This window comes from Streptomyces sp. NPDC002476 (genome assembly GCF_042889785.1).
GTDB lineage: Bacteria > Actinomycetota > Actinomycetes > Streptomycetales > Streptomycetaceae > Streptomyces.
On sequence record NZ_JBIARH010000003.1, the window covers coordinates 315,325 to 339,634 of the forward strand.

Here is a 24,310-nt window from a genome sequence, read left to right on the forward strand (position 1 = left end):
GGGCGCGCGGGGGTCCACCCCCGCGGGGTGGCCCCCCCCGCCCCCGGGGGGGGGGGGCCCCCCCCGACGACGTGGCGAGGCGCCGTGCCAGGCGTCGCGGGCCGGACGGGACTTTCGAAACACGCCCTGGACGGGGCGCGGCTGAGAACGCCTCCCGCTTCGCCGGCGTCGTTCCCGTCCGCCGGACGTTCGCCCGCCGGTTCCCGCCCCCGGCTGCCGGGCCGTCGGGCTCGCCCGCGGGCCGTGCGCCCGTCGGCCCTCGTCCGGCCTCGGTCTCTTCCAGGCGGCTCATCCCTTACCGCTGTCGTCCTTCCGCAGCAGCGCCCCGATGTGGGCCGCGGCCGTCGACAGATGGCGGCGGGCCTCCGTGAGCTGCTCCTCGGTGACGCCGTGGTCGCGGGCGGCGTCACGGATGTCGTCGCGGAACCGGTCCAGCAGCCGTTCCAGGTCGCGGGCAGGCTCGCCGGTGCCCACGGAGTCCCGTCCCCACTCGGGGTCGGCGCCCGCGGGTTCCGGCTTGACGTACGGGGGCCAACTGCCCGTCCTGGCGAAGGTGCCCAACTGTCCGGTGATCTCGGCCAGTCCTTCCCGTACGCCGGAGGGCCAGTCTCCCCGCGCGAAGTGCTCCTGCACCTGGCGGGCGGCGTTCTGCATCTGCTCGCGCGCCCTGTCCTGGGCCTCCTTGGCCTGGCGGCGGGCCTGCTGGGCCTCCTCGCGCGCCCGGCGCGATTCGTCCTTCGCGCGACGGGCCTGGTCCTTCCATTCCTGCTTGGCCCTGCGCAGCTCCTCCTTCATGGACGACCACGACTCCTTGTCGCCGAGGTCCGCGAACTCGCCGAACGGGAAGTCCCGGCCGCCCTTGCGGTCGGCGGAACCGGCGCGGTCCTGTCTGGTCTCGTGGGCCGCGGCGCGCATCTCGCTGCGCAGCTTGCCGGCTGCGCCGCGCACGTCGTCCCTTATCTCGGCGGCCAGTTCGGAGACGGAGTCCCTGATCTCCTCCTCCAGATCGGCCAGTTCACCGGTGCGGCCCGCCAACTCGGCGCGGCCCGCGTCGGTGATCGAGTAGACCTTGCGCCCGCCCTCGGTGGCATGCGTGACGAGCCCCTCGGCCTCCAGCTTGGCGAGCCGCGGATAGACCGTGCCCGCCGACGGCGCGTACAGGCCCTGGAAACGCTCCTCCAGGAGACGGATCACCTCGTAACCGTGGCGCGGGGCCTCGTCGAGCAGCTTCAGCAGATAGAGGCGGAGGCGGCCGTGGGCGAATACGGACGGCATGTCAGAGCACCTTTCCGGTCGGCTCGGTGGCGGTCGGACCGGAGGCGGTCGGCTCCGTGGCGGGAGGTTCCGCGGTGGCCGGCCCGGTGACGGTCGGATCGGAGTCGTACGGGTCGTCCTCGGGCGCCGGGCGGCGCAGCAGGGCGATCGATCCCGAGACCGTCGTCGCCCGCAGCTTCCCGGTCCCGGCGCCGAGAGTGCCGGTGATCTTCTTCGCGCCCCACTGGCCGCTGACCCGCAGGTCCTCGAAGCCGTTGGACACGGTGCCGCTCGCGGTGTTCGCCTCGACCGTCGCGTCCGCCGGATGCGGCAGCCGGATCGCGATCTCGCCGGACACCGTGGTCAGCCGGACGTCCGTGGGTCGCCCCGACGGATCCAGGTCCAGCACCATGTTGCCGTTGACCGAGTCCGCACGGACCGAGGTCCCGGCACCCTCGACGACCGTGAGATCGCCCGAGACCGTGTGGAAGCGCAGCTCGCCGGTGACCGACTGGGCCTCCACGTTGCCCGACACCGTCTCGGCCCGGATCGGGCCGGAGAGCCCGACGAGCGTGGTGTCGCCGCTGACGCCCCGTACCTCCGTGCGTCCGTCGATCCCGGACACCACCGCCCCGGCGCCGACCACGCCGACCGCCACCGCCGACCCGGCCGGTACGGCCAAGGACACGACCGCCCGGCGGTTCCAGCTGGTGCGGTCGAACAACTTGAGGAAGTCGTTCCACGGCAGGCCCTCGTACGCGACCGTGAGCGCGCCGTCCTCGTGGGTCACGAGCAGCGGCGGGCCCTCGATCTCGGAGATCTCCAGCCGGGCGGTCGGCTCGTCGGTGCCGACGACGTTGACGGCACCGCCGACGATGCGCACGTCGAGCGAGGTCACCGGGGCGTCGAAGGTCAGTTTCTGGGGCGCGGCGATGGCCCATGTCGACACAGGCATGGATCTGGCCTCCCAGCTAACGCGGAATGACGCAACATATCGCGTCTCTTGGTTGTCAAGATATATCGCGGCTCCAGGAAGTCAAGGGAGGTCGGGGGCGAGGGTGGACGCGGGGTGCGCGCAAGCGCGGGGTCGCGAGGTGGCCTCACCGCATCGGAATCGGGCGATATGTCCTGGCGTGTGGGAGGGCCCGGTCGGCTGGGACGTTCGGGGAGGCCGGGGCGGATGAAACGGGCCGGACGGATTGGACGGGTGGGACGGACCGGGTGGACGGGGCCTGCGGGACGCATGGGACGGGCCGGGCGGCCGAGGCGGCCACGGAGCTGGTCGGCCGGGTCGCGGCGGGCTGGGCCGCCGCCGCCCTGGCGGTCGGCAGGCGCGAAAGGATGAGGGCCGGGCGCGACGGGGTCGGGAGCGGCGTCCTCCGCCCCTGGGTGCGCGGCCCCGGAGCACGGGTGCTGGGCGGCGCCCGGCCGGCGGCGGGACTGCCGCTCGTCCTGTGGGGCGCCGGGTGCCGCAGGAGTGGCTGGGTCTTACGACCTGGGGAGCGATAGGGAGCGGGCTCCCGACGCCCTGCGACTCCGCCTCCCGCGTTGTCGTCGGTGACCGACGCTCCCCGAGCTCTCAGCTGCTTTCGAGCAGGGGAGACCCCATCCGCCTCGCTCCTCCGCCCTGGATCCGAAGCCGCACGACGCCGCTCGCTGATCCACTCCCTATTGCTCCCCAGGTCGTCAGCGGGCGGACTGCTGACGACGCACGGGGCGCTCGGCCTCGCCTGCGACCGGTTCGACGGGGGGCCGGAGGGTCTAGTGCCGTGACCGGCAAGGTTTGCCCGGAAGGAGCGTCGTCCGGTGCGTGCGATCGCAAGGCGGCCGGAAGCCCTCGTAGCGGGGCTACGTGGGCTTTTGGCCAACGCCGCGAGCGTGCGTGCCGGACGGCGCGACGGGGCAAACGTTGCCGGGAGCGGCACTAGTCCGTGACGCCGGGGGCGCGGACGGATACCGGGAGCCCGGTCCGTCCGGTCGCCTGATGCCGGTCCACCGGTCCACCGGCCCGCGGTGGCCGTCCACCGGCCGGCGTCCGACGGGCCGCGGCGGTCGGCCACGCGTCCCGGTCGCCCGCCTCCGCAGCTCGTCCCCGGCTACTCGTCCTCGTCCTCGTCGTCGAGACGGGCCAGCCAGGTGGCGAGGCGCTCGACCGGCACCTCGAAGTCGGGGTTGAGGTCGACGAACGTACGAAGCTGCTCGGCGAGCCACTCGAAAGTGACCTCTTCCTCGCCCCGGCGCTTCTCCAGTTCCTCGATACCGCGGTCGGTGAAGTACATGCGGCAAGCCTAATGCCTGGTGACAGCCCCGCGACGGCCGGGAGCGCGCCGTCGGCGAAGGCTCGCGGGGGCGGTGCGAGCCCCCTCAGAACCGTCGCACGGCGCCCCGGTGTCCTGGTCCACGGACCTCGCGCGGGTCGCGTACTGCCGTTAGCCTGCGGGTAGTTGAGAATCGGGGGGTTTTCATGACCGACAGCGGGGCTCGTATCGCGCGCATCGAGATGCCGGACGGCACGCCGGTCTGGGCGCGTGTCTCGGGAGCGGAGGAGCTGACGAGGCCCGCGCGGGGTCCGGCGTTCACGGACATCGGTTACGGGGACTTCGTCGACCAGGTGCAGGCCCGCGTCGAAAGCCTCAACGCCGTCGTGACCAGCGTCGCGCGTTCGCTGGCCGAGCCGCTGCGCGCGGTGCGGCCCGACGAGGTGAGCGTCGAGTTCGGCATCGAGCTCACCGCGAAGGCGGGCAAGGTCGTCGGCCTTCTCGCGGACGGCGAGGCCAAGGGCGGCATCACGGTCACGCTCACATGGCACGGCGGGGGCCCGCCCGTCGAACCGGCGAGCCCGGCGCAGGGCGGCGCACAGGGAGCGGGAGGGGCGCCAGGGGGTACGCCTCCCGTGCCCCCACCCGCGGCGCGGACGTCTCGGCCGTCCGAGCCCCGCCCCGCTCCGCCGATGCCGACCGACCCCCCGCCCGTGCCCGGGGCGTCCACCGGCGCACCGGTGCGTCCGGGCGCGGCCGGGCCGGGCGGCGGGGACCGCTCATGACCCAGCCGCCGGGCAGGGGCGCGGGGGGCCGTTCCGAGAGCACGTACCGTGCGCTCACGGGCCTCGTGATGGCGGCGACCGTGCGCATCCACCGCCCGGAGCCCGGGTATGCCCCTGAAGGATCCGACCGGGGCTTCCTGGGGAGCGGCTTCTTCGTCGCCCCGAGCTGGGTCCTCACGTGCGCGCACGTGGCGATGGCGGGGGAGGGGCGTCGGGTGAGCGTGGTGTTCAAGCCGGACCCGGGCGGCGCCGAGACGACGGCCGAGGGCGCCGTGGTGGCCGCCATGCCCGAGGACCGGCGCGCCGCACCCCGCCCCGGCGGCACGTGGGGCGCCGCGCCGGGCGGCTGGCCCGCACCCGACCTCGCGCTGATCCGGCTGCTGCGCCCCGTCGAGCACCCCTGTGTGTACGTCACCGAGCGCCCGGCGGGCATGTTCGGCGGCGGCTCGGTCCTCTACACCGGCTGGACCGACGGCGGATCCGGGCAGCTGACCCGGTTCAGCGGGCGGTGCCAGGTGATGGGCACCTTCGGGGACTGGGCCGAGGACGACGAACAGATGCGGCTCGACGGCGACCGGATGTACCCCGGCCTGTCCGGCGGCCCCGTGGTGGACCTGGCGCGCGGCGAGGTCGTCGGCGTGCTCAAGTCCCGCTCCGACGGCACCACGGGCGGCACCTCGATCGGCGTCGAGCGGCTGCGCACCCTGCCCGTGCCGCCCGGGACGGTGACGGGCGAGGCCGACGACCCGTACCAGGCGCTGTTCCATGCCCACGACCGCTACCACGCCGACCGGCACACCAGCCCGGTCGGCACCGAGCGGACCTGGGCCGACCTCCAGCGGGAGCTGGGCGCCGGGGCGGGGCTCGCCCTCAGCCCCCAGCAACGCGTGGACCTGCTCGGACGGCTCGCCGAACTTCCTCCCCCGCTCAGCACCCGCGGCCTGCTCGACCTCCTGGACGAGCTCCCGGACACCCACCCGCGCGAGCACCACGCGGCCCCGCGCGGCTGGCGCGACGGACTCGGCACGCTGTACGACGCCCCGGGCGGTGACGGCGCGCTGGAACTGATCCTGAAGTACTGCATGAGCGCCCTGTCCGCCGAACGCCCCTACGTACTGCCGTCCACCCCGGACGCCGAGGCGGCCCTGTGGCGATGGGTGAAGCGGGTGGCGGACGACCACCTGTCCCGGAAGTTCCGTCATGAGCTCGTCGGCCTCCGGTACAACGACCGGCGGATCCCCACCGGCCGCGAGCATTCCCGTGCCCCCGCGCCGACGCCCGAGCCTGCCAGGCCGCACGACGCCCCGTTCGTCCTGCTGCGGCTGGAGCCGCGGCACTGGGAGCCGGACCTCTACGACTGGCGGGTCGCGGTCGTGCCGAGGCCCGGGGACTTCCGGCCCGTGGCCGAGGACAGCCGGGGCACCGTGCTGCACGCCCTGCCCGACCGGCTCGCGGGCCCGCTCGCGGAGGCGTTCCGCCGGTGCGACGAGCCGGACGACCCGGCGGTCCTCCACGTGGCGGTGGATCCTGCCCTCATGGGGCTGGGGGTCGACGAATGGCGGACGCGGCCCGACGGGAGGCCGCTCGGAGTGCTCCGCCCGGTGGTCGTCCGCCCCCTCGACCGGGGCACGGCGGGCACCGGTGGCGGCACGGCGGGGGCCGACGGCGGGCCGGCCGAGCGCGAGGCCCGCTGGAACCGCGCCATGACCGCCCCGATGCGCGCCGCCGTCGTCGACTGCGAGGACGGGATGCGGATACCCGTACCGGTGGTCGCCCGGATGCGCCAACTGGCGTACGAGACCGTCCCGGTGCTCTGCAGATACGGCGACCGGCCCGGACCGGAGAGCACGACCGGCCTGGGACGGCTGCTCGACGCGGGGTACGGACTGGCCCTGTGGCGGCGGAGCCGGACGGACGAACGGACCGCGGTCTGCACCGACTTCCACCGGCGCGCCGCCGACGCCGTCGCGGAGGCCCGTACGGCCGATCTTCTTCCGAAGAAGATGCACGAGTTGAGGAGAGGGGTGCACGCGGGGCGCACGGAGGCGTACTGGTCGGACGGGGTCGCCCTGCTCTACGACGACCCGCGGCATCGACTGCCGGGCGACGAACTCTACTTCGAGGCACCGTGATGGCCGGCCCGCCCTTCGGGGGTGTGGCGGAAGCCGCCCGGCCCCTTACGGGGTGTGCCCCGGATCGCTACGTGAAGCACGTTCGACAGCTGCCCCTGGCGGACGAGTGACGACGAGGAACACGCTATGAGTGAATCCAGCGAGTGGCTCATCTACCGAGGGGCCGGCGAACCGCACGAGGGCATCGACCGGTTGCCGCCCCCGCCGCCCTGGCGGGACTTCGCGGGCCGCGGCGCCCCGGCCGCCGACGGGCGGGACGGGGGCGACGGAGAGAGCGGCGACGGCCCGGCCGGACCGGAGGGGTCGGACGGGTCGGCCGACCGCCGTCTGGGCGGCCACCGGCACATCGCCGAGCTCCACCGGCCCGGCGCCGAGGAGCTGGAGATGATCAACGCGGCGCTGTATCTGCGCCGTCCGCTGCTGGTGACCGGGAGTCCCGGCGCCGGGAAGAGCACCCTCGCCCACTCCGTCGCCCATGAGCTGGGGCTGGGCCGGGTGCTGCGCTGGCCCATCGTCAGCCGCTCGACGCTCCAGGACGGGCTGTACCGCTACGACGCGATCGCCCGGCTCCAGGACGTGCAGATCGCCGCGCACGGCGCGGGGGCCGGGACATCCGGTGCCGGGGCCGTGGAGGACGTCGGCAGCTACATCCGGCTCGGCCCGCTCGGTACCGCGCTCATGCCCTCGGACCGGCCGCGGGTCGTGCTCATCGACGAGCTCGACAAGAGCGACATCGACCTGCCGAACGACCTGCTCAACGTGTTGGAGGAGGGCGAGTTCGGCATTCCGGAGCTGGAACGGGTCGTGGACCGGCTGCCCGACGGCGAGGCGGAGGTCCTCGACGACGACGGGAAAAAGGTGAGGGTGAAGGGCGGCCGGGTCCAGTGCCGGGCCTTCCCGTTCGTGGTCCTCACCAGCAACGGCGAGCGGGACTTCCCGGCGCCCCTGATGCGCCGCTGCGTCCATCTGGAGCTGGGACGCCCCGACCACCAGCGTCTCGCCACCTTCGTACGCGCCCATCTCGGCGACGAGGCGGCGCGAGCCGGGGACGATCTCATCGCCCACTTCCTGGAGCGTTCCCGCAGCGAACTCCTGGCCACGGACCAGCTGTTGAACGCGATCTACCTCACCGACGCGGCGGCGCCCGCGGGCCGGGACCGCCTTGCCGACCTGCTCATCCAGCGACTCGACCGGCCGAGGTGATGCCGATGTCCGGTGGCGGGGCGCGGCACGGACCACAGAGCGGGGGACGCCGCCCCGACGACGGCCCCCGGGACCCGGTGGAGGGCTTCGAGGCCGCGACGGAGGCCTACGGCGCTCCGTCGCGGCCGGACGGTGCGGCACGGCTCGACGGCGCGGCACCGGGCGATGGGACGACGGCGGGCGGCGGTGGCGCGCCACCGGGTGACGGCGCGTCGCCGGACGGCGGCGGGCTGCTGGCCGCGTTCGTCGCCCGGCTGCGCGGCGCCGGGCTCGACCCCGACGCCGAGCAGCTCTGCGACGCCCTCTGGCTGGCCCGCTGGACCCGCCACCCCGACGCGCCGGACGAGGACGACGGCGGCGAGGGCGGCCGCGCGGCCTTACCGCCGCCGCCCGTCGGCCCGGACCGGGCGGACCGGCCGGAGCAACGCCCCGGCCCGCCCGTACCGGAGGGCCGCGAGGCCGGCCCCCCGCCGGACGGGGGCGGGGCCGCGGACCGGCACGACCCCGGGGACCCGGACCGCCGGGTCGCGCTCCACCCCGTGCCCCGCGCGGCCTCCCGCGCCCCGGGCCGCGACGGCGACCGTCCGCCCGGACGCGGAACCGCTCCCGCCCCCGGCGGCCGGACGAGAACGCTCGCCCTCGGCGTGCCCGCCGCCCCCGCCCTTCCCGCGCCGCTCGAACTCCAGCGGGCATTGAGGCCGTTGCAGCGCTACCGCCCCGCCGCGCCCCCGATGCGTCACATCCTCGACGAGGTGGAGACCGTCGAACGCAGTGCCCGCGCCGGAGGGTTGATCATCCCGGTCTTCCGCGGCGCGTCCCGGGGCGAGTCGCTGCTCCAGTGCGTCATGGACGCCTCGTCCTCGATGCTGGTGTGGGACCGGCTGTTCGGGGAACTCCAGGACCTGTTCGGGCAGTTGGGTGCCTTCAGGGACGTCTGGACGCGCTATCTGCATCAGGGGCCGGACGGGGCCGCCGTGGTGAGCCGCAGCCCGGACCCGGCCGCGGCGCCGCTGAGCTCCGCGGACCGGCTGAGCGACCCCACCGGCCGCCGCGTCACCCTCGTGGTCAGCGACTGCGCCGGCCCGCTCTGGCGGAGCGGACGGGCCCACCGGCTGCTGCACCACCTGGCGGGACAGGCGCCGACGGCTGTGCTCCAGCCCCTGCCGCAGCGGATGTGGAACCGTACCCGGCTGCCGGTGACCTACGGCTCGCTGTCCCGGGGCGACGGGCCGGTCGGAGCCACCGTCCTCAAGGTCACGGAGCATGCCGGAGCGGGCCCCGCCGTGCACCCGGGCGCCCTTCCCGTACCCGTGCTCCCGCCCGTGGAAGGGGCGTTGGCGGCCTGGGCGAAGCTGCTCTCGGGCACCGGCGCGGGGCAGGTGTCCGGCGCCGTCGGCTGGGTGCGGGCCGACCAGCCCCCGGCGGCCGTACAGCGCCCCGGCGACGGTCTGTCCTCGCTCCAGCTGGTCAGCCGCTTCCGCTCGACGGCCTCCCCGGCCGCCGGGCAGCTCGCCGTGTACCTCGCGGCAGCCCCGCTGCATCTGCCGGTGATGCAACTGGTGCAGCGCACCATGCTGCCGAACTCCGGCCCCTCGGAACTGGCCGAGGTCCTGCTGAGCGGACTGCTGTCACGGGCGAGGACCGAGGACGCCGCCGGGACGGACGGCGTGGCCGCCGGCCAGTGGTACGAGTTCGCGCCCGGCGTCCGCGAGGCGCTGCTCGGCCCGCTCGGCCGGGACGAGGCGCTGCTCGTGCTCAAGCACTGCTCGCAGTACATCGAGCAGCGGTTCGGCAGGGGCGGGCCGAACTTCCCCGCGCTGGCCTTCGCCCAGCTCGGCGAGGGCAGGCACGGGCCGGTGCGGCTCACCCGCACCCCCGGACCGCCCGGGCACGGAACCGGGGGCCGGACCGGACCGCAGGACGGGATCGAGGAAGGGGACGAGCACGGCGGGCCACGCGTGCCCCATCCCTTCGCCGAGGTCGCGGTCCGCGTACTGGAGCGATTCATGCCGCTGCCCGAGCAGTTCGTCGTCGACAGCGACCGGAACCGGTCCGATGCCGTCCCGCGGACACCGAACGCGGCGGTGGAGAGCGCCCGCGTCCTGCTGCGGCGCTTCGATTCGGACGGCATGGTCCAGTACCTGATCGACGCCGTGCAGCTGCTGCGCGGCGCCACCGAGCGCGAGAGCCGACCGGGCGCGGACCCGGCGCTGTGGGCGGAGTACTCGCGCTGCGTCCTGCGCCTGTGGGAGGTCCAGGGCGACGCGGAGCTGCTTCGCGAGGCCGAGTACGCCGCCGAACGGGCCGCCGCGCACCCCGGCGCCGTGCACGAACGGGCCGCCCTGGCCAAGGTGTTGCACGCCGCGGCCGACGACCGTCGGGCACGCGGTGACCGACGGGGCGCACTGGAACTGCTGCACCGCGCCGACCGGGAGTACACGGCCGCCTGCTCGGCCCCGGGACTGGAACCGGCCGAGGCCCTCCGGCTCACGCTGGAACGGGTCCGGGCCCTGGAGTCGCAGTGGCGGCTCGACGGTGATGCCTCCTCGCTCCAGGCCGCGTGCGGCATGCTGGAGGCGTTCGCCGACGTCTGGCCCGACCAGGAGAACCGGCCCGCCGCCCTGCCGCTGGCGCACGGCCGTGCGCTGCTCAAGCTCTCCGGGGCCACCGTCGACACCGAACAGTCCCGGGTCTACGCCGCCCAGGCGGCCCGCTCCCTGCGCGCGGCGCTCGGGCAGGACGGCGGCCGGCACACCCTGGGCACCGGGACGCGCATCGTGCTGGACCTGGTGGACGCCCTGCTCGGCTCCGGCGCGGAGCCGGACGAGGCGGCGACGCTGGTCGCGCAGGCCCTGGAGACCGTGCGGGATCAGCGGCTGCGGGCCTCGCTGCTCACCCGGGCCGCCCGGGTGCACGTCCTGCGGTACGAGCACACCGGGGACCCGGACGAACTCGTCGAGGCGGCCGACCGGTTCGCCCGTGCCGCGCGTGGTGTGCCGCGCGACTCGCAGGCCCACGCCGATCTGCTCGCCGAGTGGGGAGAAACCCTGCTGCGCCGGGCCCGGCTGCCGGACGGGCGCGCGCACATCGGGGCGGCGGTGAGGGTGCTGCGCGACTGCCGTACGGAGACGGCGGCGGGGGACGCGCACCAGGCCGAGCGGCTGCTGATGCTGGGCCGTGCGCTGATGCTGCGGCACCGCGCCACCGAGGACCGGGTCGACCTGCGGGAGGCCGAGCACCTCTTCGGGCTCGCCGCCCGGGAGGCGACCGAACCGCTGTCGGCGGCGGACTGCTGGCTGGAACTGGGCCTGGCCCACCTCGAAGCCGCCCGGGTGCTGGGGCGCCCCACCCGGCTCGACGAGGCGGCCGAGGCGTTCCGGAGCGCGGCCGAAGCGGCCGGCACGGCGGCGGAGGAGTCGGTCCATCCGCACCAGCGGCGGCAGGCGGTCGAGTGGTGCGCCACGGCCCACCACTGGCGGGGTACGACGTACGAGCGGGCGGGCCGGCCCCGGGCCGCCCGCGAGGCGTACCGCTCGGCCCGCCGGGAGTGGCGCGGACTGCCGGACGGCGGCGGCGCCGCGGGCGAGGAGACGGCGGCACGGCTGGCGGAGCTGGAGCGCTGACCCCGGCCCCGGCCCCGGCCGCAGCCGCGCCGGCACGCCGACGCCGCCCGCCCGCCGCGCCGGGACGTCGCCGCCCCGGGGCCGCCCGCGGCGACGGTCGCCCTCCGGCCGCCATTCTTCGCGCCGTCTGCGACCGGCGTACGACGGACACCGGTCGCCGGTCCGCCCAGGAAGGCGTAGGCGAGGCCGTGCGGGGCATCGGTACAGAAGCAGCCCGTGCGGGTACTAGTGCCGTGACCGGCGCCGACGGCACCAACGGGGTACGACGGCGGCGGGTGGCCACCGCGGTGAAGGCCGCGGCGGACGGACACCGCCACGACGCGGGCACACGCACCGATGTCAGGGACACGGACCGATGCCAGGGACACGGACCCGACGGGACGCGCTCGACGACGAGCCGATCCCCGCGGGTCCGTCGCGAGGGCACGTGCGACGGGCACACGGGGAACCACCGGCAGGACACCGGGACCACCGGACCGGCACGGGGAACCACGGGAACAACCACGGGAACACAGGGAACCACGGGACAGAACCACAGGACACAGGACACAGGGAACCAACGGGGACACGGGGAGGCATGATGAACGAGCCGACGGGAAACGGCCGGCCCGGCGCCGGGCCGCCGGACGCACCGGCCGACGGCGCGTCCGACACGGCATCCGACGAGGTGCCCGGTGGTCCGGGCGTGCTGCCCGAGCTGCTGGAGCTCGATCTGGAGACACTGCGGACGCTGGACCACCCCGTGCTCCGCGAGGTGGTCGCGGATCTGCGCGGACGCGCCGGGCAGCCGCGGGAGACGCTCTGGGGATTCACCAGCGCGTTCTGAGGCGTCCGTCCGGCCGGCCCTGCGGGCCGGCGCGCCGGCCGCACGGATCCGGCCCGGGACCCGGCCGGACGGGACGTCGTGGCCCGGACCGGGTCTGCCCGCGCGGCGGGCCGGGCAGACCCGGTCCGGGCCGGCAGCGGGGGCGGCCCCCGCGCCATGCAGCACGGGGGTGCCGGGGTGTCTCGACAGGTGACGCGGTGCCCCCGCCGGTGCGCGGACACCGTCGCGGCGGGCCGGGGGCCCTTCCCGTTCCGGCAGTTCATCGTCAAGGTGCACGGCCGGTGCAACCTGGCCTGCCGCTACTGCTACCTCTACGAGGGCCCCGACCGGACCTGGCGCGCCCGCCCGGCCGCCGCCCCGGCCGCCGTACTGGACCGCACCGCCGACCGGATCGCCGAACACGCGGCGGCCCACGCACTGCGCGACATCGCTCTCGTCCTGCACGGCGGCGAACCCCTCCTCGCGGGCGCCGACCGCCTCGCCGACCTCACCGACCGCGTCCGTGAGCTCACCCCGGCGGACTGTTCCGTGCACGCCACCGTGCAGACCAACGCGACATTGCTCACCGACGCCTGCGTGACCGTGCTCGCCCGGCACGGCATCAGCGTCGGCATCAGCCTCGACGGCGGTCTGGCCGCACACAACACCCTGCGCGTCGACCACGCCGGACGCCCCTCCTGGCCCGCGGCGTCACGCGGCGCCAGGCTCCTCGCCGACCGCCACCCCGACGCGTACGCGGGCATCCTCACCGTCGTCGACCCCCGCACCGATCCGGTCGAGACCTACGAGTCGCTGCTGTCCCTGCGCCCGCCGTCCCTGGACCTGCTGCTGCCGCACGGCAACTGGACGAACCCTCCACCGGGCCTGCCCGCCACCGGAACGCCCCGCACCGCCCCCGGCCCCGCCGCCGTCCCCGGCCCGGACCGGCCGACCCCGTACGGCGACTGGCTCGCCGCCGTCTTCGACCGCTGGTGGCGGGCCGGGCGGCGCGAGACCAGGGTCCGGCTGTTCGAGGAGTGCGTGGCCCTGCTCCTGGACCTGCCCGCTGCCACCGAGTCCCTCGGTCTCGACCCCGTCGACGCGATCGTGGTCGAGACCGACGGGACGATCGAGCAGGTCGACTCCCTCAAGTCCGCCTACGACACCGCCGCCGCCACCGGTCTCGACATCTTCCGCCACACCTTCGACGACACCCTGCGCCACCCCGGTGTCGTCGCGCGGCAGGCGGGCGCCGAGGCGCTCGCCCCCGCCTGCCGCGCCTGCCCGCTGCTGACCGTCTGCGGCGGCGGCCACTACGCACACCGCTACCGGGCGGACAACGGCTTCGCCAACCCGTCCGTCTACTGTGCCGATCTCGAACGGCTGGTGCGTCACATCGCGGACCGGCTGTCCGAAGCGACCGCAGGAGCACACCGATGAGCCCCCCACTCCCGGACCACGCCTTGCGCCGGCTCGGCCGTACGGAAGGCGACCCCGGCACTCTCCACGCCCTCGCACGCGACCAGGACACCCGCCGCCTGCTCCTCGTGCGCGCCCTGCTCGACGCGGCCGAGGACGCCCCCGCCGCGCTCTGCCCGCCCCGGGCCCTCGACCGGCTGCGGCAGGACTGGACGCTGCTGGAGACGGCGGAACGCGCCGACCGGATCGCCGTGCGCGCCGTCCTGCTCCACCCCCTCACCGGCCCCTGGGCACAACGCTGCCTGCGCGGCCTCTCCACCCCCGCGGCCGATGCCGCCGGCTCCGTTCCCGGCTCCGGACTCCGGGCCGACCTCGACCACTTGAGCGCCCTGGCCGCCGCGGCCGCGATCCGTTCCGCAACCGCGTTCACGACCCGGCTCACCGCCCACGGCGGACTCCTGTCGCTGCCCACCCTGGGCGCCCTGCGCACACCGTCCGGCCCGGTCGAACTCGACTTCGGGCAAAATGAACTGACTGTACGTCACATTTCCTGGCGTGCGCCCCTCACCGTCCATGTGCACCACGACGCGACGACCGGCGCGGCCGACCCGCGCTGGCTCCCGGTGCTCGCCCTGCCGCCCGTACGGCCCGGAGCCGCTCCCGTACCCCTGGACGACATCGACCCGTACCGCACCGACGACAGCGGGCTCCGGCACCACGGGCTGCGCGCCGCGCCCCATCTCGACGACCACGAACGCAAGGCATGGGCCGAGTCCTGGTCGCGGGTGCCGTCCCTGCTCCGCATGGGCGGCGCGCACCGGCTGACCGAGACGGCCGTGCTGCTGCGCTGTCTGGTGCCCCTCGGCCGGCCGCCCGGATCCGGGCCCGCGGGCGAGAGCGCGGCACACTGCAGCGCCACCCGGCGCGAGGCGTTCGGGGCGGTCCTCAGCAGCAGACCGGCCGACCCCGCCCGGTTCGCCGCCACTCTCGTCCACGAACTCCAGCACACCAAACTGTCCGCGCTCGCCGCGCTCGCACCGCTGCACCACGAGGACGCGACACCGCGCCACTTCGCCCCCTGGCGCCCCGATCCCAGGCCCTTCGACGGCCTCCTCCAGGGCGCCTACTCGCACCTCGCGCTCGCCGACCACTGGCAGCGGCTCGCGCTCGGAGCCCGCCGTGTCACCCACCGGGACCTCGCCTGGACCGAACACGCCCGCTGCCGCGAACAGGTCGGAGCCGTACTGCCGGTGCTGGCCGGATCGGCGGCGCTGACCCGCGAGGGCCGGGTGCTCGTCGACGAGATGATCGCCCTCTACCACCGACTGGACGATTGTCCGCCCCCCGCGGGTCATTCGGTGCGCGCAGAGGCGTACGTGGCCACCGCCAAGGTGATATGGCAGCAGAGGAACGGCCCGCGTCATCCGCGGGAGTCACCGTGAATTCCGGCCGGGGCGCTCTGGCCCCGGTGTATGTTGACAGGTCCTGTACCGAGGCAGGGAGATGGTTGAATGCCCGCAACGGGTAATGGAGTTGGGGCGATCGGCGCGCAGACCGTCACCATCAGTTTCGCCGGTTTCAACCGCGCCTGGGCGGCGTGGATCGCGGACCGTCTGGAGCGGCGTGGCGTCACCGTCGTCCAACAACGCTGGGATCCCCCGGTGGAGGCGGCGCTGGAGGAGTCGCTGCGGGATCTGACGCTGTCGCGCGGCAACGTCCTGCTGATCCTCAGCGACTGGTACTTCCAGCTGGGCCCCCGCAGCACCGCGGAGTGGAACAGGGCCCTGCGCGAGGTCGTCGCGCCGGAACCCGACCGCTTCGCCGCCGTACGCGTGACCACGTCCGCGCTGCCCGGCGCCACGTCCGTCTTCGGAGCGGCCGATCTGACCAACGTCGGCGCCGACGAGGCCGAACGACGGCTCCTCGTACGCCTGGGACTGCCCACCGAGCCGCTGGCGGACGCGGTCGAGGCCAGGCCCGGGCCCCGGTATCCGGCGGACACCCCGGAGGTGTGGGGCGGGGTGCCGCGGCGCAACACCCGGTTCACCGGCCGCGACGAACTCCTCAGCACGACGTACCAGACGCTCCAGGAAGCCGGGCCCGGCGCCGGGGTCGTGACCCTGCACGGGATGCCGGGCGTCGGCAAGACCCAACTGGCCGCGGAGTACGTCTACCGCTTCAGCTCCGAGTACGACGCCGTCTGGTGGGTGCCCGCCGACCGCCGCGCCCTCTACCGCCAGAAACTCGCCGAACTCGCCCCCGAACTGGGCCTGTCCACGGGCGCCGAGTACGGCGAACGGCTGCGCGCGGTACGCGACGCCCTGCGCCGCGGCGAACCGCACTCCCACTGGCTCCTCGTCCTGGACGGCGCCGACGAACCCGAACACATCTGGGACCTGGTGCCGACCGGCCCCGGCCACGTCCTGATCACCTCCCGCAACCGGGAGTGGCGCGAGCACAACAGCAACCTGATCGGGGTCCCCGTCTACGCCCGCGACGAGTCGGTCGCCTTCATCCGCCGACGCGCCCCGCGGCTGACCCGGGCCGAGGCCGGCCAACTCGCCGAGGCACTGGAGGACCTGCCGCTCCTCCTCGACCAGACCGCCGGCTGGCTGGGCGACTCGGACATGTCGGTGGAGGAGTACATCGGACTCCTCGAAGGAGGCATCGACCAGGACGTCGTCAAGGTCTCCGCAGACTTTCCGCTCGCCTTCCAGACCGCCTGGTCGATACTGCTGAACAAGCTCAGGGACACCGTCCCGGAGTCCGTCGACCTGCTGCGCCTGTGCAGCTTCTTCGCACCGGGCTCCATCCCCGTACGGCTGCTGAGGGAAATGCCGCCCGGCGAACTGCCGGAACAGATCTCCGGACTGATGAACGACCCGCTGCTGTGGAACAGGGCGATCGCCCAGCTCCGCCAGTACTCCGTGGTCCGCCTGGAGTCCCACGAGACGGCCGGTGAGGAGGCGTCGTCCGGCGAAGCCCTCTACATGCACCGCATGGTCCATCAGATCATCGGCAAGGACATGCCGGAGAGCGACCGCCGGGAGTTCATCGACGTGGTCCGCCGGGCCCTCGCCGCGGCAGACCCCGGCCGCCCCACCGACACCCGGCTGTGGCCCGCCTATGCCGAGATCACCCCGCACCTGAAATGGGCCGACGTGCTCAGGAGCACCGACCCCTCGGTGCACACCCTGGTGCTCAACTGCCTGCGCTACATGTACCTCTCCGGGGAGTACCGGGCCGGGATCAAGCTCGGCGCACGTGCCATGGAGACCTGGCGGGAGCTCCTCGGCGAGGACCACCCCAGGCTCTGGGACCTGCGGTACCACTACGCCAACCTGTTGCGGGCCGTCGGAGAATACGCCGAGACGGAGGCCATCGAGCGGGCCGCGGTCGACCACCTGCGCGCCGAACGCGGCCCCCAGGACCTGGAACACCTCCGCGCCGCCGGAGGGCTCGCCGCCGACCTGCGCGGACTGGGACGGTACGACGAGGCCATGGAGATCTCCGGCTGGATCCTCGGCGCCTACCGCGAACTCCTGGGCGACCAGGACTCGCGCACCCTCAACGCACAGAACAACCTGGCCGTCTCGCTGCGCCTGCTGGGCCGGTACGAGGAGTCGCTGGAGCTCAACCGGAGCACCCTGGACGCCCGGCGTCGGCTGCTGCGCCCGCGCCACAGCTGGACGCTCTACTCGGAGATCAACTACGCCACCGACCTGCGGCTGCTGGGCCGGTACGGCGAAGCCCTGTCGCTCCAGAACCAGAGCGTCCGGGTGCACCGGCTGGTCATGGGGGCCGACAACCCGCAGACCCTGCGCGCCGAACACAACCTCGCGCTCAGCCAGTACCGTTCGGGAGACCGCGGCAGGGCCGGCGAACTCTTCACCCGGGTGCTGGAACGGGCCGAACGCGTCCTGGGCGAGAACGACCCGCTGACGATGATGTCCGCGGCCGGCCAGAGCTTCTTCGCCCGCGAGCACGCCGACATCGACCAGGCCAGGGCCATAAGCGCACGGGTCGTCACCGGATATGTGGCCATGCTCGGCGACCAGCACCCCTACGTGGCGGGGACCCGGGCCAACCACGCGCTGATCCTGCGCAACGTGGGCGAACGGGACCACGCGCACGCGCTCCTGGAGGAGGCGCTCGCCGACATGACCCGGGCCGTGGGGGAGAACCACCCCTGGACACTGGGCTGCGCGATCAACGCCTCGGCGCTGCGCAACCTGGTGGGGGACCCGGAGTCCGCCGCCGCGCTCACCGAGTCGGTCGTCGTCCGGGCCGTCGAAGTCCTCGGCCGGACGCATCCGCTGACCCTGTCCGCCCGGATCGCCCACGCCGCGGACCTGCGCGGACTGCGGGAACGGCAGCGGGCGGACAAGATCGAGACGGAGGCACTGGGAGACCTGGAGACCACCCTGGGCGCCCAGCACGTGCACACGGTCTCGGCCCGCTCCCGCAACCGCCCGTACTGGGACTTCGAACCCCAGATGATCTGAACCGCGCCGGTGTGCGCCGGTCCGGGCCGATGCGTGCTGGTCCGCCCCGGTGCGCCAGCCCGGGCCGGTGCGGCGCCGGGCGCGTCCGCGCACCCGCCGAGGAGCCCGCACACGCCGGGGGCCCGGTCCCGCGATCGACTCGCGGGACCGGGCCCCTCGTGCGTGCTTCAGCCGGTCAGGCCTCGAAGACCTCGGCGATCAGCTGCGCCTGCTCGGCCTGGTGGCGCTTGGCCGAGCCGACCGCCGGGGAGGAGCTGTGCGGCCGCGAGATGCGGCGCAGGCGCTCACCGTGCGGGACATCGGCACCGACGGCCAGGTCCAGGTGGTCGATCAGGTTCAGGGCGATGAACGGCCAGGCACCCTGGTTGGCCGGCTCCTCCTGCGCCCAGAGGTACTTCTCGGCGTTCGGGTACTTGGCGATCTCGGCCTGGATCTCGGCACCCGGCAGCGGGTACAGGCGCTCCAGACGGATGAACGCGATGTCCGTGGCGCCGCGCTTCGCGCGCTCGGCCTCCAGGTCGTAGTAGACCTTGCCGGCGCAGAAGACGACCTTGCGGACGTCCTCCGGCTTCACCGTGTCGTCGCCGATCACCGGGCGGAAGCCGCCGGTGGTGAACTCCTCCGCCTTCGACGCGGCCGCCTTGAGGCGGAGCATCGACTTCGGGGTGAAGACGACCAGCGGCTTGTGGTGCGGGTTGTGCACCTGCCACCGCAGGAGGTGGAAGTAGTTCGACGGCAGGGTCGGCATGGCGACCGTCATGTTGTTCTGCGCGCACAGCTGGAGGAAGCGCTCCGGGCGGGCGGACGAGTGGTCCGGGCCCTGGCCCTCGTAGCCGTGCGGCAGCAGCAGCGTGACGCCGGAGGTCTGGCCCCACTTCTGTTCGGCCGAGGAGATGAACTCGTCGACGACGGTCTGGGCGCCGTTGACGAAGTCGCCGAACTGGGCCTCCCAGATGACCAGCGACTCCGGGCGGGTCAGCGAGTAGCCGTACTCGAAGCCCATCGCCGCGTACTCGCTGAGCAGCGAGTCGTAGACGGTGTAACGGGCCTGGTCGTCGGAGAGGTAGAGCAGCGGGGTGTAGTCCTCGCCGGTCACCTGGTCGACGAGGACCGCGTGACGCTGCCCGAAGGTGCCGCGGCGGGAGTCCTGGCCGGCGAGCCGGACCGGGGTGCCCTCCATCAGCAGCGAACCGATGGCCAGGGTCTCGCCCATGCCCCAGTCGATCGTGCCGTTCTCCACCGAGGCGGCGCGGCGCTGCATCTGCGGGAGCAGACGCGGGTGGACGGTGATCCGCTCGGGGATGTCGACCTGGGACTCCGCGATGACCTTCACGACCTCCGAGGAGACCGCGGTGTTCACGGCGACCGGGAACTCGGGCCGGGCCTCGGTGGTGTGCGCCGGGGCCGGGAGCGAGGTGGCCTCGCGGACCTCCGCGAAGACCTTCTCCAGCTGGCCCTGGAAGTCCTGGAGTGCCTGCTCGGCCTCTTCCAGGGTGATGTCGCCGCGGCCGATGAGGGACTCGGTGTAGAGCTTGCGCACCGAGCGCTTCTTGTCGATCAGGGTGTACATCTGCGGGTTGGTGAACTCCGGGTTGTCGCCCTCGTTGTGACCGCGGCGGCGGTAGCAGATGAGGTCGATGACGACGTCCTTGTTGAACGCCTGCCGGAACTCGAAGGCCAGCCGGGCGACCCGGACCACGGCCTCGGGGTCGTCGCCGTTGACGTGGATGATCGGCGCCTCGATCATGCGGGCCACGTCCGTGGCGTACATCGAGGAGCGCGAGGACTCCGGGGCGGCGGTGAAGCCGACCTGGTTGTTGATCACCACGTGCACGGTGCCGCCGGTGCGGTAGCCGCGCAGCTGCGACATGTTGAGCGTCTCGGCGACGACGCCCTGGCCCGCGAAGGCCGCGTCGCCGTGGAGCGCGATGGGCAGGACCGTGAAGTCCGTGCCGCCCTTGTTGATGACGTCCTGCTTGGCGCGGACGATGCCCTCCAGGACCGGGTCCACCGCCTCCAGGTGCGAGGGGTTGGCGGCCAGCGAGACCTTGATCTGCTCGCCGTCCAGACCGGTGAAGGTGCCCTCGGCGCCCAGGTGGTACTTCACGTCGCCGGAGCCGTGCATCGACCGGGGGTCGAGGTTGCCCTCGAACTCGCGGAAGATCTGCGCGTACGACTTGCCGACGATGTTCGCCAGCACATTCAGCCGGCCGCGGTGGGCCATGCCGATGACGACCTCGTCGAGGCGGGCCTCGGCGGCGGAGTCGATGACCGCGTCGAGCAGCGGGATGACGGACTCGCCGCCCTCCAGCGAGAACCGCTTCTGGCCGACGTACTTGGTCTGCAGGAACGTCTCGAACGCCTCGGCGGCGTTGAGCCGGCGCAGGATGCGCAGCTGCTCCTCGCGCTCCGGCTGCGGGGTGCTCGTGCGCTCGACCCGGTCCTGGATCCACTTGCGCTGCTTCGGGTCCTGGATGTGCATGAACTCGATGCCGGTGGTGCGGCAGTACGACTCGCGCAGCACACCGAGGATGTCGCGGAGCTTCATCAGCGACTTGCCGGCGAAACCGCCGACCGCGAAGTCCCGCTCCAGGTCCCACAGGGTGAGGCCGTGCTCGGTGATGTCCAGGTCGGGGTGCTTGCGCTGGCGGTACTCCAGCGGGTCGGTGTCGGCCATGACGTGGCCGCGGACCCGGTAGGAGTGGATCAGCTCGAAGACCCGCGCCGCCTTGGTCACGTCGTTGTCGTGCGAGGCGTCGATGTCCTTGAGCCAGCGGACCGGCTCGTAGGGGATGCGCAGCGACTTGAAGATCTCGTCGTAGAAGTCGTTCTCGCCGAGCAGCAGCTGGGAGACGATGCGCAGGAACTCGCCGGACGCGGCGCCCTGGATGACGCGGTGGTCGTACGTCGAGGTCAGGGTCATGACCTTGGAGATGCCCAGCTTGTTCAGGGTGTCCTGGGAGGTGCCCTGGAACTCGGCGGGGTACTCCATGGCGCCGACGCCCATGATGAGGCCCTGTCCGGGCATCAGGCGGGGCACCGAGTGGACGGTGCCGATGCCGCCGGGGTTGGTCAGCGAGGCGGTGACGCCGGTGAAGTCGTCCATGCCGAGCTTGCCGCTGCGGGCGCGGCGGACGATGTCCTCGTACGCCTGCCAGAACTCGAAGAAGTTGAGCGTCTCGGCCTTCTTGATGGCCGCGACGACCAGCTGGCGGTCGCCGTTCGGCTTGACCAGGTCGATGGCCAGACCGAGGTTGACGTGCTCCGGCTTGACCAGGGTCGGCTTGCCGTCCTTCACCGTGAAGGAGTGGTTCATCGACGGCATGGCCTTGAGGGCCTGCACCATCGCGTAGCCGATCAGGTGCGTGAAGGAGATCTTCCCGCCCCGGGCGCGCTTGAGGTGGTTGTTGATGACGATGCGGTTGTCGAACAGCAGCTTCACCGGGACCGCGCGCACGGACGTGGCGGTCGGCAGCTCCAGCGAGGCGTTCATGTTCTTCGCGACGGCGGCCGACGGACCGCGCAGCGTCACGTACTCCGGGCCCCCGGGGGCCTCGGTGGCCGGCGCGGCGGCGGGCTTGGCCGGGGCCTTCGCGGCGGCCTTCGCCGGTGTGGCGGGCGCGGCCGGGGCGGCGGGCGCGGCCGGGGCGGCCTGCGCGGGCGCTGGGGCCGCCGGGGCCGCGGGGGCCGTCGGAGCCTTCGCGGCGGGAGCCGGGGCCGGGGCCGGGGTGGCCTGGGGTGCGACGGCCGGTGCGGCGGCGGCCGGGATGCCGGGAACGGGCTTGTCCGCCGTGCCGGACGCCCCCGGCTTGTAGTCGGCGAAGAAGTCCCACCAGGCACGATCGACCGAATTCGGGTCCTGGAGGTACTGCTGGTAGATCTCGTCGACGAGCCACTCGTTGGGGCCGAAAGCGGCAGCCGGGTCGGTACCCGGGGCGGCTTGATCGGTCGAGATGCTCGAGTTACTGGGGGACTGAGACGACACGGCGGCAACCGCCCTCTTCCGCTTCACAAGGTGATGGACAGCGGAAAACAAGGCTACGCCTCCCGGGCCGTTCCATGCAGGCCGGGCCGCCCTTCGTCGCGCAAGTCACATCGAAAGGCGGGTTTCGGCGCAGGGATTGGCGGGAAACAAGCCTGGTTCCGCTGCACTACGGGGCACGCAGGGCCGCGGCTACGACCCCCCTGGACCGTACCCCTGAAAGCGAGCACGCAGAACGTGCCCTTCCAGTTCGAAGCCTATGTCAACCTCGCGGTTGCGATACCCCTGGAAGGGTGACACGAATGCGGCAACCGCGAGCGGATTCGGCCACGCCGATGTGTCCGCCGTGCAGATCCACCGCCCAGCGGGCGATCGCCAGGCCCAGCCCCGTGCCGCCGTCGCTGCCGGGACCGTGCGGGGAGGACACCTCGCCGCGGTTGAACCGCTCGAAGACGCGGTACCGCTCCGACTCCGGAATACCCGGTCCCTCGTCCAGCACCTCCAGGAGCAGGGACTCCGGCCCGTCCCCGCGCCGGGCCAGCACCTGGACCCGGCCGTGCGGCGGGCTGTGCTTGACGGCGTTGTCGATCAGATTGGCCACCACCTGGTGCAGCCGTTCCGTGTCCGCGTACGCGGTCAGCTCGGGCGGCGACACGTCCAGCGCCAGGGCCACGTCCTTGCGGCTGTGATGCCCCGAACCGGAGGACAGGTGGCGGTGCGCGGCGGCGAAGCTGTTCGCCTCCTTCAGCACCCCCGACAGGTACGGCCACACCTCGAAGCGGCTCGCCTTCAGCGTCACCACCCCGTTGTCCAGCCGGGACAGGTCCAGCAGCGTCTCCACCAGCCTGCCGAGCCGCTCGGTCTGCTTCAGCGCCGTCCGCATCGTCTCCGGATCGGCCGAGGAGACCCCGTCCACGACGTTCTCCAGCACCGCCCGCAACGCCGCGATCGGTGTGCGCAGCTCGTGCGACACGTTCGCCACCAGCTCCTTGCGGTGCCGGTCCACGGCCTCCAGGTCGTCCGCCATGCGGTTGATCGTCTGGGCCAGGTCGCCGAGCTCGTCGCGCCGGTCGGCGCCGCTCACCCGTCTGGTGTAGTCGCCGTGCGAGATCGACCGGGCCACCGTCGTCATCTCGTCCAGCGGCGCCGTCAGGCCGTGTGCCACGAACTGCGTGATCAACAGGGTCGCGATCACCGAGAACACCGTGATGAACCGCAGCTCCGTCCTGGTCCGCAGCGCCACCATCAGCAGCCCGGTGGTGATGAACACCGAGACCACCACGAGCGTGCCCAGCTTGGCCTTGATCGAGAAGGGGCGCAGTCCGGAACCGGGCCGGGAAGAGCCGGGCCGGGGCGACCCGGACCGGGTCGGGCCGGGCCGGGTCATGGGACCGGGGTCTCCAGCGCGTAGCCGACACCGTGCACGGTACGGATCCGCTCCGCGCCGATCTTCCGGCGCAGCGCCTTGATGTGGCTGTCGACGGTACGGGTGCCGGAGGCGTCCGCCCAGTCCCAGACCTCGGCCAGCAGCTGCTCCCGGGAGAGCACGGCCCGCGGTGTGTTCGCCAGGCAGACCAGCAGGTCGAACTCGGTCGGCGTGAGGTGGACGTCCTCGGCGCGCACCCGGACCCGGCGCTGCGCGTGGTCGATCTCCAGCTCGCCCAGTCGCAGGATGCCGCTGCGCGGCGTGACCGCGGCCAGTGCCGCCCGCTCGACCCGGCGCAGCAGGACGTGTACCCGGGCCGCGAGCTCGCGCATCGAGAACGGCTTGGTCATGTAGTCGTCGGCGCCGACGCCCAGCCCGACCAGCATGTCGGTCTCGTCGTCCCTGGCGGTCAGCATCAGCACCGGCACAGGCCGTTGGGCCTGCACCCGGCGGCAGACCTCCAGGCCGTCGAAGCCGGGGAGCATGATGTCGAGGACCATCAGATCGGGCTGCCACGCCTCGGCCGCGTCCACGGCCGCGGGCCCGTCGAGTGCCGTCTGCACCAGAAAGCCCTCGGCCCGCAGCCGGGCGGAAATGGCTTCGACGATCGTGGCGTCGTCCTCGACCACCAGCACCCGGCGCTGAGCGCCCGGGGTGGCCGCGACGCCGTTGTGGGTGGTGTGTGTCTGTTCCATCGCCCCGCCCCTGCCCGCCCTCACGGGGGCCATTCCCCGGGGCGCGCGGTCTTCGCTTGTGGATTTCATGGGTGATCCCGTCACCGGTCAGCAGCGTAAAGGCAGCGGGCCGTTCTCGGCTACGCAGGGTGTAACGGCCAGGGCGCGGCGGAGTGGTGGAGTGTCGGCCTTGTGGCGCTTGGCCCCCGGGTGTCCGGGGGCCGAGCGGGGCCGGCGGGCCTCC

The 24,310-nt window shown here is 73.5% G+C and carries 14 protein-coding genes; 8 read left to right on the forward strand and 6 right to left on the reverse strand.

Annotation, left to right across the window (positions count from 1 at the left end; genetic code table 11):
- Positions 1 to 288: 288 nt before the first annotated feature.
- From ACFYXM_RS05270 to ACFYXM_RS05280, 3 genes are all read right to left on the reverse strand, one after another.
- On the reverse strand, positions 289 to 1,275 hold the full coding sequence (locus ACFYXM_RS05270) for a helix-turn-helix transcriptional regulator (RefSeq protein ID WP_389287019.1): 987 nt from the start codon (positions 1,273 to 1,275) through the stop codon (positions 289 to 291).
- 1 nt (position 1,276) lies between these two features.
- Complete coding sequence (locus tag ACFYXM_RS05275) at positions 1,277 to 2,209, reverse strand: DUF4097 domain-containing protein (RefSeq protein ID WP_389287020.1); 933 nt, start codon at positions 2,207 to 2,209, stop codon at positions 1,277 to 1,279.
- Between the two features lie 1,141 nt (positions 2,210 to 3,350).
- Positions 3,351 to 3,533 carry a DUF6104 family protein gene (locus ACFYXM_RS05280; protein ID WP_003961784.1) on the reverse strand — a complete coding sequence of 61 codons (183 nt, stop codon included), beginning with the start codon at positions 3,531 to 3,533 and terminating at the stop codon, positions 3,351 to 3,353.
- A 185-nt stretch (positions 3,534 to 3,718) separates the two neighbouring features.
- Here ACFYXM_RS05280 and ACFYXM_RS05285 point away from each other — a divergent pair, with 185 nt between their 5' ends.
- The 8 genes from ACFYXM_RS05285 (at position 3,719) to fxsT (ending at position 17,984) form a co-directional block, all read left to right on the forward strand.
- Positions 3,719 to 4,297: a CU044_2847 family protein gene (locus tag ACFYXM_RS05285; protein ID WP_389287021.1), complete on the forward strand. Its 579-nt coding sequence runs from the start codon at positions 3,719 to 3,721 to the stop codon at positions 4,295 to 4,297.
- Complete coding sequence (locus ACFYXM_RS05290) at positions 4,294 to 6,429, forward strand: trypsin-like peptidase domain-containing protein (RefSeq protein ID WP_389287022.1); 2,136 nt, start codon at positions 4,294 to 4,296, stop codon at positions 6,427 to 6,429. The genes ACFYXM_RS05285 and ACFYXM_RS05290 overlap by 4 nt, the downstream gene beginning before the upstream one ends.
- 126 nt (positions 6,430 to 6,555) lie before the next feature.
- Positions 6,556 to 7,632, forward strand: coding sequence for an AAA family ATPase (locus ACFYXM_RS05295; protein WP_389287024.1), 1,077 nt, complete (start codon positions 6,556 to 6,558; stop codon positions 7,630 to 7,632).
- Between the two features lie 5 nt (positions 7,633 to 7,637).
- Entirely contained in the window at positions 7,638 to 11,255 is a 3,618-nt protein-coding gene (locus ACFYXM_RS05300; RefSeq protein ID WP_389287026.1) for an SAV_2336 N-terminal domain-related protein, read from the forward strand.
- Between the two features lie 580 nt (positions 11,256 to 11,835).
- Positions 11,836 to 12,081 (forward strand): FxSxx-COOH cyclophane-containing RiPP peptide, encoded by a 246-nt coding sequence (gene fxsA / locus ACFYXM_RS05305; protein WP_389287028.1) that lies wholly within the window; start codon positions 11,836 to 11,838, stop codon positions 12,079 to 12,081.
- Between the two features lie 156 nt (positions 12,082 to 12,237).
- On the forward strand, positions 12,238 to 13,500 hold the full coding sequence (locus ACFYXM_RS05310) for an FxsB family cyclophane-forming radical SAM/SPASM peptide maturase (RefSeq protein ID WP_389287029.1): 1,263 nt from the start codon (positions 12,238 to 12,240) through the stop codon (positions 13,498 to 13,500).
- The gene (locus ACFYXM_RS05315) at positions 13,497 to 14,921 is read left to right on the forward strand and encodes an aKG-HExxH-type peptide beta-hydroxylase (RefSeq protein ID WP_389287031.1); all 1,425 of its coding nucleotides are present in this window, start codon (positions 13,497 to 13,499) and stop codon (positions 14,919 to 14,921) included. Before ACFYXM_RS05310 ends, ACFYXM_RS05315 begins: the two co-directional genes overlap by 4 nt.
- Before the next feature lie 69 nt (positions 14,922 to 14,990).
- A complete protein-coding gene (gene fxsT / locus ACFYXM_RS05320) occupies positions 14,991 to 17,984 on the forward strand; it encodes an FxSxx-COOH system tetratricopeptide repeat protein (protein WP_389287033.1) in 2,994 nt (997 codons plus the stop codon).
- A gap of 175 nt (positions 17,985 to 18,159) precedes the next feature.
- Here fxsT and ACFYXM_RS05325 read toward each other — a convergent pair whose 3' ends face one another.
- The 3 genes from ACFYXM_RS05325 to ACFYXM_RS05335 form a co-directional block, all read right to left on the reverse strand.
- The gene (locus tag ACFYXM_RS05325; RefSeq protein WP_389287035.1) at positions 18,160 to 21,969 is read right to left on the reverse strand and encodes a multifunctional oxoglutarate decarboxylase/oxoglutarate dehydrogenase thiamine pyrophosphate-binding subunit/dihydrolipoyllysine-residue succinyltransferase subunit; all 3,810 of its coding nucleotides are present in this window, start codon (positions 21,967 to 21,969) and stop codon (positions 18,160 to 18,162) included.
- A 259-nt stretch (positions 21,970 to 22,228) separates the two neighbouring features.
- A complete protein-coding gene (locus ACFYXM_RS05330; RefSeq protein WP_389287037.1) occupies positions 22,229 to 23,353 on the reverse strand; it encodes an ATP-binding protein in 1,125 nt (374 codons plus the stop codon).
- Positions 23,350 to 24,087 carry a response regulator transcription factor gene (locus tag ACFYXM_RS05335; RefSeq protein WP_073781918.1) on the reverse strand — a complete coding sequence of 246 codons (738 nt, stop codon included), beginning with the start codon at positions 24,085 to 24,087 and terminating at the stop codon, positions 23,350 to 23,352. Before ACFYXM_RS05335 ends, ACFYXM_RS05330 begins: the two co-directional genes overlap by 4 nt.
- Positions 24,088 to 24,310 lie beyond the last annotated feature (223 nt).